5 protein-coding genes are annotated in these 3968 nt (G+C 57.0%); all 5 read right to left on the bottom strand.

From position 1 onward, the window contains the following. On the bottom strand, positions 1–386 hold a 386-nt coding region (locus P8014_RS20255), incomplete at its 3' end, for a cupredoxin domain-containing protein (RefSeq protein WP_337819143.1). A gap of 309 nt (positions 387–695) precedes the next feature. Continuing rightward, positions 696–842, bottom strand: coding sequence for a hypothetical protein (locus P8014_RS20260; RefSeq protein ID WP_337819144.1), 147 nt, complete (start codon positions 840–842; stop codon positions 696–698). Between the two features lie 65 nt (positions 843–907). Beyond that, positions 908–2134, bottom strand: a complete 1227-nt coding sequence (gene zigA, locus P8014_RS20265; RefSeq protein ID WP_337819145.1) for a zinc metallochaperone GTPase ZigA — start codon at positions 2132–2134, stop codon at positions 908–910. A gap of 45 nt (positions 2135–2179) precedes the next feature. Then, entirely contained in the window at positions 2180–2815 is a 636-nt protein-coding gene (locus tag P8014_RS20270) for a DUF1826 domain-containing protein (RefSeq protein WP_337819146.1), read from the bottom strand. A 3-nt stretch (positions 2816–2818) separates the two neighbouring features. Further along, positions 2819–3475: a DUF1826 domain-containing protein gene (locus tag P8014_RS20275; RefSeq protein WP_337819147.1), complete on the bottom strand. Its 657-nt coding sequence runs from the start codon at positions 3473–3475 to the stop codon at positions 2819–2821. Positions 3476–3968 lie beyond the last annotated feature (493 nt).

The raw sequence follows: 3968 nt of genomic DNA on the forward strand, positions 1-3968 counted from the left end.
GCAACGATCTTCCCGTTCACGCCCGGTGCGAAGTCGTCGAAGTAGTCATACGAACCTGGGTCCAGAGGGGTAATGACCAAATTGACGTCTTTCCCCATGAACAGAACCTTTTCCTGGCGCAACTTATTGCTCTCGAATTCCGCCGGCTTGCTGCCTATGTTGCGCACTACCAAACGGAATTTTGTTTTCGCGGGAACGACCAACTGAGCGGGCAACAACTCGCCGTCCTTCATTTCGATCAGATACGTCGGAAGCTTGGTGTGGCGCGGATCTGCGATCTGCCGACTGAAGCCGCCGGCGTCCGTCCCCATGCTGTTCTCGACTTGCATTTCTTCGGCCCTTGCCTGCCCTGCTGCCAATACGCATAACAAAGCGACTGCCAACACACCTCTTAACCTCATTTGTGAACACTCCGACTGTTAATTAGAACGTCGGCCCGGGAGGAGCTGTGCCGCACCATACATGATATTGATAATAATAACGATTCTCATTAATAATCAATTCACGCAGCATTCCTTCCCGCTGTCAAGACTCTCCGCAGACTGGATGCATATATGCTGGTAACGCGACGAAGGCGCCTACAAGTTCTGGTTCAGCAGGCTTGAGCGATTGAACGGACTTCCCCTACCGAGCGAGTGCCCGCGAGAAAAGCGGTTGGGGGGATTACAGCCTTGGAGGACTCATAGTATGGCCAGCTACACGCCCACCTCGACCATGACTCCCGCCGCTGTCGCCAAAGCGCGCCGCCAGCCCTGCGTAATGCTATGCGAGACGGTCAGAAACACGCTCAGCCCGGGTAGCGAAATCATGAAGGCGGTTGCAACCGCGAACGATAGATACATGTAAATTTCCCTAGCGGCATACCAACTCACGTATTTGGGGCTGTTGAAAATGAATCGGCACGGATTCAGTCCTCGTCGTGCCCAGCAAACCACTTCGGAAAGGGGTCGTCGAACTTCTTCCAGGCCTCGGGGCCGACCGCCAGCTCGGCATCCGTGAGCAAGCAGCGATTAAGTGTCGCTCTGGTCTGGTCGGGATCGAGGTTCTGCCCGATGAATACGATCTCCTGACGGCGATCACCGTACTCACCCTCGAACTCAGCCTCGATGCGGGCGCGGTATTCCGGTTCTTGCGGCCAATGCTCCCGCGGCGCGGCCGCCCACCAGATCCCGGCTGGGCCATGGCGGACAATGCCCCCCGCCTGCGACCACTCGCCCGCGAAATCAGGGCGCGAGGCCAGCCAGAAAAATCCCTTCGAGCGCAACACATTCCCTGGCCAGTTAGTCTTCAGCGCCTCGGCGAAGCGAGCGGGGTGAAATGGGCGGCGTGCACGATAGACGAAACTACCGATACCGTATTCTTCCGTTTCGGGCGTATGCTCGCCACGGATCTCGGCCAACCAGCCCGGTGACTGTGCTGCACGCTCAAAGTCGAAACGCCCGGTGCCCATAACTTGATCCAGCGGTACCTTGCCGAAGCTTGCGTAGAGGATCTCGGCGTGCCGGTTGAGCTGGCGCAGGGCATGCTCCAGCCGTTCACGCTCCATGCTCGTAATCATGTCGATCTTATTGATGATGATCACGTCCGCGAACTCGACCTGATCGATCAACAGATCGGACACGGTGCGCATATCCTCATCACCGAGCGACTCGCCGCGTTCCTGCAGGCTGTCCGCGTCATCCAGGTCGACACTGAAATTGACGGCATCGACGACCGTGACCATGGTGTCGAGACCCGCAACATCGGACAGGCTGGCGCCCTCCTCATCGCGGAACGTGAACGTTTCTGCCACCGGCAGAGGCTCAGAGATGCCAGTCGACTCGATCACGAGGTAGTCGAAACGACCGGCCTTCGCCAGCCGGCTGACCTCGACGAGCAGATCTTCACGCAGCGTGCAGCAGATGCAGCCGTTGCTCATCTCGACCAGTTTTTCCTCGGCGCGGTTTAGTTGGACTTCTTTATCCACCAAGGCGGCGTCGATATTGACCTCGGACATATCATTGACGATAACCGCGACACGCCGCCCTTCGCGATTGTTGAGGATATGGTTAAGCAGGGTGGTTTTGCCGGCACCCAGGAAGCCGGACAGGACGGTAACCGGCAATTTGCGGTCTATGGCGGGTGCAGAAGGCATTCAATGCTCCTTTTCGATATCAGTATTAGCTACGAACCGGCTCATTCAGTCGCGCCACAGTGGGTCGAGCGTGATCAGCGTGCGCAGTGATGCGGAAGATCTGAGACCGGGCGAACGATGGATGGCGCCGAACGTATTATTGTCCTGCCACAGGGCACCTTTGAGCAGTACGATCTCCCCCGAGCTGGCCTCAATAAAGGCATTTTCTTTCATCCGGCCAGGGCTGAGATCGCGCCGATCGATGTTCTGGTCGTCAAGCCATTGCGTACCCGAGCCCTGGTAGGTACAGACGAGCCGGATGCCGACCCGGTCGACGTGCCAGCCTGGGCACATGGCGCGACCTACTCGGGCAAGGCGCAGACCGGCCGCCACACAGCCGAGCAGTTCGCAAACGACCTCGCGCAGCAGCGACAAATCCTCAATCAGCGACGCCCGACCTGTTACGCCTGGGAGAGCATTGAGCCTGGGCTGTGCGGCTGGCGACAGGGTTTCTAGTACATGCAACGCCCCTGTCTGATGCAGTTGAGACAGATAGGTCTCGATGGCGGGGTCGATCTCGCGTCGCCAGCTACAGACTTGCACCGCAGGATCGAAGATCTCGACCAGATCGGCGAGTTCGGAAACCCGCCGCCAGATTGGAACCACAGGGATTGCTTCAAGAGCGACGTTGGCTTCGGACATGGCTCAGCAGTCCAGGCAGAACAGCACGCGGATCTGTCCTGAGCCTGCAATCGGCGGTGAGCGATGCACCAACCCACGGCCGGCGTTGCCGGGATAGGCATCGCCCTTCATAACGCCAACCCAAAATGGCTCGAACTGCGACGGCTCGCTGAAGCGGATGATGTCGTCATTGGGCGCACCCGTGCTTTGCGCCAAGCGATCAACCTGCGCATCGGCTAGCCATTCAGTGCCCGGACCGCGATAGGTGCACAGCAGTCGCAGGTGGGTGCGGTCGACATGGAAACGACGGCAATCGTCTTCCTTAGTCGTCACCAGACGCAATGTCACATCGCGATCATCGCTGACGCTGAAGTAAATATCCGCCAAGCGGCATATGTCGGCACGCCAGTTTTTGAAGGTTCGTGGATCAAGACTTTGCTGTTGCAACAGCATACTGACGTCATCGTCGAACGAATCCAGAGACGCGGAGCAACGCACATCGGGCAGATCTGACGCCTGGAGGACTGACAGCTCTCGCGTTATTGCCGCTTGGACTGGGCGTTGCCACAAAGTGAGGTTCACGCCAGGACTGAGGATTTGATGCAGTACATCGGACCGATTGCCCAATGTATGCGGTGATACAGAAGCGGGGATTGCAGAATTGGTTTCAGTTTGCTGCATAACAAGCGGGCCATCGGAAACGATGTGAAATGTTATATAATTACATGATTGCACCGAACCACTTAAAAATAAAGCTCCGTGTAAGCACACCTGCGTTTCGCTTCCGCTTCCGATTCCGAACCAACTTCTTGAAATTTAACGTGTTATTAAAAAAATCCAACAACTTAGAAAATCCAACTTGGATTGTTGCGCAGATATACTGGCGGATACGCACTATCCCGCTCAGACCCCGCTTCACCTGATTCCGGCAACGTTCATTCGATCCCTGATAGTTTGAACCCCTCTGCCCTACCACCTGTCGCGTTGGCAACTTAAGGACACGCTGAACTATTGCTGATTCAGCCGGTGAGGCGTTTGGCCCCTCGCGTATCCGCCCACGGTGGCGCGAACCACGACTTTAGCGTCGTTGACGCCGGCCTATTAGCGTGATTTCGAGCCGACGCAGGCGTGTTTTGCTCTTTGATCCGATCATCAGACACACGTCTCCAGCAAC

Source organism: Acidihalobacter sp. (assembly GCF_037381185.1).
GTDB lineage: Bacteria > Pseudomonadota > Gammaproteobacteria > DSM-5130 > Acidihalobacteraceae > Acidihalobacter_A.

Bases quoted from the DNA above. Each gene is read 5' to 3' on its own strand.
- P8014_RS20260 (WP_337819144.1), bottom strand. From the start codon at position 842: ATGTATCTATCGTTCGCGGTTGCAACCGCCTTCATGATTTCGCTACCC.
- zigA (WP_337819145.1), bottom strand. From the start codon at position 2,134: ATGCCTTCTGCACCCGCCATAGACCGCAAATTGCCGGTTACCGTCCTG.
- P8014_RS20270 (WP_337819146.1), bottom strand. From the start codon at position 2,815: ATGTCCGAAGCCAACGTCGCTCTTGAAGCAATCCCTGTGGTTCCAATC.
- P8014_RS20275 (WP_337819147.1), bottom strand. From the start codon at position 3,475: ATGCAGCAAACTGAAACCAATTCTGCAATCCCCGCTTCTGTATCACCG.